7 protein-coding genes and 1 pseudogene are annotated in these 5,439 nt (G+C 64.2%); 3 read left to right on the top strand and 5 right to left on the bottom strand.

The window, feature by feature from the left end; genetic code table 11:
- A pseudogene (locus tag ACFDS3_RS18665) lies at positions 1–185 on the top strand (methylmalonyl Co-A mutase-associated GTPase MeaB); the annotation flags it as partial.
- A gap of 100 nt (positions 186–285) precedes the next feature.
- Positions 286–576, top strand: coding sequence for a 50S ribosomal protein L28 (gene rpmB / locus ACFDS3_RS18660; protein ID WP_375263850.1), 291 nt, complete (start codon positions 286–288; stop codon positions 574–576).
- Positions 577–630: 54 nt separating this feature from the next.
- Here rpmB and ACFDS3_RS18655 read toward each other — a convergent pair whose 3' ends face one another.
- The 5 genes from ACFDS3_RS18655 to ACFDS3_RS18635 form a co-directional block, all read right to left on the bottom strand.
- A complete protein-coding gene (locus ACFDS3_RS18655) occupies positions 631–1,302 on the bottom strand; it encodes an NAD-dependent deacylase (RefSeq protein WP_375263849.1) in 672 nt (223 codons plus the stop codon).
- Positions 1,303–1,405: 103 nt separating this feature from the next.
- Positions 1,406–1,705 (bottom strand): hypothetical protein, encoded by a 300-nt coding sequence (locus ACFDS3_RS18650; protein WP_375263848.1) that lies wholly within the window; start codon positions 1,703–1,705, stop codon positions 1,406–1,408.
- Positions 1,706–1,822: 117 nt separating this feature from the next.
- On the bottom strand, positions 1,823–2,095 hold the full coding sequence (locus ACFDS3_RS18645; protein WP_375263847.1) for an acylphosphatase: 273 nt from the start codon (positions 2,093–2,095) through the stop codon (positions 1,823–1,825).
- Positions 2,096–2,129: 34 nt separating this feature from the next.
- Complete coding sequence (locus tag ACFDS3_RS18640) at positions 2,130–3,566, bottom strand: UdgX family uracil-DNA binding protein (protein WP_375263846.1); 1,437 nt, start codon at positions 3,564–3,566, stop codon at positions 2,130–2,132.
- 1 nt (position 3,567) lies between these two features.
- On the bottom strand, positions 3,568–4,803 hold the full coding sequence (locus ACFDS3_RS18635; protein WP_375263845.1) for a putative DNA modification/repair radical SAM protein: 1,236 nt from the start codon (positions 4,801–4,803) through the stop codon (positions 3,568–3,570).
- Between the two features lie 65 nt (positions 4,804–4,868).
- On the opposite strand from ACFDS3_RS18635, the gene ACFDS3_RS18630 reads away from it, so the two are divergent.
- Positions 4,869–5,099 carry a hypothetical protein gene (locus tag ACFDS3_RS18630; RefSeq protein ID WP_375263844.1) on the top strand — a complete coding sequence of 77 codons (231 nt, stop codon included), beginning with the start codon at positions 4,869–4,871 and terminating at the stop codon, positions 5,097–5,099.
- Positions 5,100–5,439: the final 340 nt, after the last annotated feature.

Here is a 5,439-nt window from a genome sequence, read left to right as displayed (position 1 = left end):
GGTTCGAAGAGGCCGTGCGCCAGGGCCTGATGCGCCACCTCGCGCAGGACCCGCAGACGAAGGAGGCGATGGACCGCCTCGGCACCGCCGTGGCGGCCGGACAGATACCACCGGCCGCTGCGGCTGACGAAATTCTCGGGCATCTTCTGGTGCAGCCGGGCGGAAAAGTGGACCGGCAGCCTTGACGCCACCCGCATGATCTTTTATCTGCCCGCAACCCTGACACATCCATGTCCGTGGGCGCATTCCTTGTTGCCCGGGCACGCTGAACCGAAGGACGAACCAATGTCGCGTGTTTGCGAACTGACCGGCAAAGGCCCTGCCACTGGCAACAATGTCAGCCACGCCAACAACAAGACTCGCCGGCGCTTTCTGCCGAACCTGAACGACGTCACGCTGATGTCCGAAACGCTCGGCCGCACCGTGAAGCTGCGGATCTCGGCCGCTGCGCTGCGCACCGTAGATCACCGCGGTGGTCTGGACGGCTTCATGGCGAAGGCGAAAGAAGGCGAGCTGAGCCCCCGGGCCCTGAAGATCAAGCGCGAGATCGAGAAAGCGGCCCAAGCCGCCGCCTGATCCCGCTCGGTTTTCGAGCGCAAATGGCCTTGCTTCCGCGGGGTCTTTTGCGTTTCAAGCTGTAATTTCGTTCACCCAGGCCGGCACGACCTTGGTCGCGGGGCCATAGTGCCCCTCGTCGAAGACACCGCCCGAAGGTTCTAGGTTTAGCTCGAGCGTCGGGATCCCATGCGCTGTGGCCATCTCGACGAAGCCGGCTGCCGGATAGACTGTGCCGCTTGTCCCGATGGCGACGAAGAGACTGGCGCGCGTGAGCTTGTCCTCGATCTTGTCCAGCCCGTGGGGCATCTCGCCGAACCAGACGACGTCGGGCCGGACGGTCTGGGCGCCGCACTGCCCGCAATGGTCGAAGGGGTCCATGATCTCTGGCGCGTCCCACCGAGCCCCGCACTTGTTGCACCGCACCCGATCGAGCCGGCCGTGCATGTGCAGGACCTGCGTTGCGCCCGCCCGGTCGAGCAGGGTGTCCACGTTCTGCGTCACGATGAACGTTTCACGCGCCGCCTGGAGACGGGCGAGCGCGTGATGCGCGGCGTTGGGTTCGGCGCTGGCCGCATTGGCACGGCGGGCGTTGTAGAAGTCGAGCACCGTCGACGGGTCGGCCGCGTAGCCCTCGGGCGTGGCGACCTTCTTCAGGTCGTATTCCGTCCACAACCCGCTCTTGTCGCGAAACGTGCCGAGGCCGCTTTCGGCGGACAGTCCGGCGCCGGTCAGTATAAAGATCATGACGGTCCTCCCGTTGTCCGTTCGCCCTCATCCGTATGCGGAGCGGTCAGGACGTGCAAACGCGGAGGCTGTCGAGCGAGCGCGCCGCCGTGGAGATGACTGCTCAGCTGCAGTAGCTTTCTGCGGCGTCACCGAACTTGTTGTAACGCTTCCAGAAAACCTCGTGCCCCTGATTGTCTGACTGGCGGATCTCCTGCGCCAGGTGGGGTTGCTTGAAGAACTTGGCCGCCAGCCTCTGGTCGCGGTTGTCGAGCGTGAAGTCGGCAACCTGCTGAATGCAGCTGCACAGCTGGCGCTTGTTCGCGCCGCGGTCAGAGGTGTTACAGGCGGTTTCGATTGCGCCGGCTCCGGCGCATCCCGCGATTGTCGCGCCCGCAAGGACGACTGGGATAAGTTTTTTCATGTGCTCTGCCTCGTCTTGTCGGGCCGGGGTCGGTCTGTGCCGACTTCCTCGGGCCGCTGCCATACCCGACACGCTAGCATGCAGGCCGGCGCGCTTCGATTTGCGACGCGATAGAAATCAGCGCCGTAACTTGAAATCCACAGCGCCCTCGGGCTCGGCTTCGGATGCGTGAACGTCGTCCACCCGCGCGATGGCGGGACCCTCCCGCAGCCGCTCAATCATCTCGGCTACGGCAGGCTCGGGTCCCTCGATCATCGCCTCGACCGATCCGTCCTCGCAATTCCGGACCCATCCACCCAAGCCAAGACGCTCTGCCTCGTCGCCAGTCCAGGCACGATAGCTGACGCCCTGCACGCGGCCGGTGATCTGAACGAGTCTCGCAATCGTCATGACATCCTCCTGTTTCACGCGAAACGCAGTGGTTTCAGGCCGCGTTCCGGGCGATCCAGTCAGCGGCCAGAGTGAGGTCGGCGCGAAAGTCCCGTTCGGCCGCGGCCTTCGCCGCCGCGTTCGGCACGCGCAGCAGGTAAGACGGATGCAGGGTCAGAAGGACAGGGGTATCGTCCTCGGTCCTCTCAAAGGTGCCGCGGCGCTTCATGATGCCGGCGCCGGTCCCCGTCAGCGACATGGCCGCAGTGGCCCCCATCGCGAGGATGAGCTTCGGCTTGATCAGGCGGCGCTCGGCCTCGAGCCACCACCGGCAGGCCTGCACCTCGCCGGCGTCGGGCTTCTGATGAATGCGGCGCTTGCCGCGGGGCTGGAATTTGAAGTGCTTGACCGCGTTCGTGACGAAGGCCTTGTCGCGGTCGAGGCCCGCTTCCTCGGCCAGCCGATCGAAAAGCTGCCCTGCCGGTCCGACGAACGGGCGTCCCGCAAGATCCTCCTGATCGCCCGGCTGTTCGCCCACAACCATGAGCGGCGCATCTCGGGGTCCTTCGCCGACCACGACCTGCGTCGCATTGCGGTGCAACGGACAGCGGGTGCAGTTAGCGGCTTCCTGGTGCAGCGCAGAGAGGCTGCCGGGGGCGGGAGTGTCTGTCGGGGTCATGCTCAGCTGCTCCGTGATTTTCGCGGCGCGCGCCGGAGCCAGCGTGGGCGCGGCGCGTTGCATCTCTCGCGCCCTGGCCTCTGCCCCGGCGATGAGGTCGGGGATGGCAGCAGCCTCGGGCATGTTCTTCCAGTATCTCCTGGGCATCTCTGATTGCATCGCCTTTACCTTCAGGCGCGCCGGATTGAAGATGTTCCGGAAATAGGTCGTCCAAAGCTGCTCGGTCGCGTCTTTGAGCAGGGGCGGCCGGGGCTGGCCGGGAGCGAGCGCAATCTCCCCATCCTTGAAGTGCACGGTGCGGTCCGGGGTCGCGATGATCCAGTCCATGTCCCCGAAGCGGCGGGCGAAGAACGCGGCGCTGGGTTCAGCAATGTGGTGTTGCGGTTCGAACCAGGCAGCGAAGCGGCGGCGCGACCCGGTGGCGTCGATTTCGCGGAAGCGCAGGAAGGCCTTCATCTTGTGCATGTCGCGGTAAACGGATTTCTCCATCTCGCGAAGCTTGGCCACCGCGGCATCGCCCCTGTCTGTCATCACGCTACGCTCGTCCGCAAGACGCCACAGCAAAGCGTACAGCCGCGCGAAGCGTTCCGGTTCGGCATGCCAACAGACGGCCTCGGCCAGATCGACGAACGCGCGCGAGACCCGCGTCCTGCCGCCCGTGGACGGCGTGGGGGCGGTCGCGAACAAATCGCTTTCGGCCGCTCCGTATTGCCAAAGCACGCCGTCGGGAGGAATGCGTTCCGCCAGAAGTTCGCGGGCGGCGTCGCGCCACGCCGCGGCTGTGTCGGTGTCTGGCAGGGCAACGGTGCGCATATCAGAAAAGCGAGAGCTGTTCCGGAGCGGGAGCGAACCGCGCACGCAGATCAGCACTGTCCGTCAAGGGACCCGGTTGCCAGCCGACCACGGTGACGAACGCGCGTGCCTTCTTCAGGCTGGCGCCCATACGAGCCAAGTCCTCGTAGCGCAGGTCGCGGTGACGGCGCGTGGCCAGGATGCGGTTCACTGTCTTCACTCCAAAGCCGGGCACCCGCAGCAGCATGTCCCGGTCGGCCCGGTTCACATCGACCGGGAACAGATACCGGTTCTGGAGCGCCCAAGCGAGCTTCGGATCGATCTCCAGGTCGAGATTGCCGCCGACGGTCGTGCCGGTGATCTCGTCCAAATCGAACCCATAGAACCGGAGAAGCCAGTCAGCCTGATATAGCCGGTGCTCCCGTTCGAGCGGTGGCTTCACCAAAGGCAGCTTGGCCGTCGCGTCAGGAATGGGGGAAAACGCCGAATAGTAGACCCGAGTGAGCTTGTAGCTCGAATAGAGCCGCGTGGACTGCCCGAGGATAGTGGCATCGTTCGCTCCGTCGGCGCCCACGATCATCTGGGTTGACTGCCCCGCAGGAGCGAAGCGAGGTGCCTGCCTGCCAGTATGGGTGCGATCCTGCGCGGCTTCTTTCCGCAGCCGCACATCGGCCATCGCCTTGCGGATGGTCTGCGGCTTCTTCTCGGGCGCATACTTCTGGACACTGGCATCCGTGGGAAGTTCGACGTTGATCGAGATCCGGTCGGCAAACAGGCCGGCCTTCTCGATCAGATCGGGATCGGCATCGGGAATGGTCTTGAGGTGAATGTAGCCCCGGAAGTTGTGGTGCTGCCGTAGCTTCCGGGCAATTTCGACCATCTCGCCCATGGTCTCGTCAGGAGAGCGAATGATGCCAGAGGACAGGAACAGTCCTTCAATGTAATTGCGGCGGTAGAACTCGAGCGTGAGTGTGACGACTTCGTCCACGGTAAAACGCGCGCGGGTGACGTTCGAGCTCACGCGGTTCACGCAGTATGCACAGTCGTAGATACAAAAATTCGTCAGCAGGATCTTCAGCAAGCTGATGCACCGCCCGTCGGGAGCATAGGCATGGCAGATCCCTGAACCTTCGGTCGAGCCCAGCCCGTCGCCCTTGCGCGAATGGCGCTTCGATGTTCCGGAGGACGCACATGAGGCATCGTATTTGGCCGCGTCGGACAAGATCGCCAGCTTCTGTTCAAGGGTAAACCGTGCCATGCGTTCACATTATGTTCTATCGCTGCGCAGGGCTAGGGGGTGCGACAAACGGGCCGCGAGGGATCGTGCTTGAGAATGCGGCCTCGGAAGCCGATGAGACCCGGCGCAGCTGGCTTCGGACATGGCTGTGGCTTCCGGATATTTCGATTGCTCGCGTCAACGGCCGCGGTGATCGGAGCCTTGGCCTTCAGGGCAGACGAAACACCGTGTTAGCGTTGGATCGAGTCGCCGGCGCCGCGAGCGGTGAAGTCTACGTCGAAGAGGTCAAAACCGCCGAAAGCGACGGCGCGGGCTAATCGTTGCCAAGGGCGGCGGCCAGTCTTTGGCAAAGCCGGCAGGGCGCCTTCCAGTAGATTGATGAACGCTGACGCGAGGTAGGATGAGCTCTTGGCGACTGTGTCAGCGCCAACGCCCGTCGTGCAGGATTGCCCGGCGCATAACGCATCCCTCTGCGATGTCTGGCAGGGGAGAATTCCAACCCGCCTCGTCTGCCGAAGCATATTGAAGTCCCACCGGGATCGTGCCGGCGGTGAGGCCACGATTCTCGCCCGCCTCCAGCATGGTAGCGTCCGAGGATCTGGTGTAATTTCAGCGCCGACAACGGTGCGATCCCGGGTGGCCATCGAGTGTATGGTC

The sequence above is a fragment of the Palleronia sp. genome (assembly GCF_042089775.1).
In the GTDB taxonomy this organism is placed as follows: Bacteria; Pseudomonadota; Alphaproteobacteria; order Rhodobacterales; family Rhodobacteraceae; genus Palleronia.
This window is presented reverse-complemented; position numbering and strand designations above follow the sequence as displayed.

Excerpts from the sequence above, each read along its gene's own strand:
- rpmB (WP_375263850.1), top strand. The coding sequence starts at position 286 with ATGTCGCGTGTTTGCGAACTGACCGGCAAAGGCCCTGCCACTGGCAAC.
- ACFDS3_RS18655 (WP_375263849.1), bottom strand. The coding sequence starts at position 1,302 with ATGATCTTTATACTGACCGGCGCCGGACTGTCCGCCGAAAGCGGCCTC.
- ACFDS3_RS18650 (WP_375263848.1), bottom strand. The coding sequence starts at position 1,705 with ATGAAAAAACTTATCCCAGTCGTCCTTGCGGGCGCGACAATCGCGGGA.
- ACFDS3_RS18645 (WP_375263847.1), bottom strand. The coding sequence starts at position 2,095 with ATGACGATTGCGAGACTCGTTCAGATCACCGGCCGCGTGCAGGGCGTC.
- ACFDS3_RS18640 (WP_375263846.1), bottom strand. The coding sequence starts at position 3,566 with ATGCGCACCGTTGCCCTGCCAGACACCGACACAGCCGCGGCGTGGCGC.
- ACFDS3_RS18635 (WP_375263845.1), bottom strand. The coding sequence starts at position 4,803 with ATGGCACGGTTTACCCTTGAACAGAAGCTGGCGATCTTGTCCGACGCG.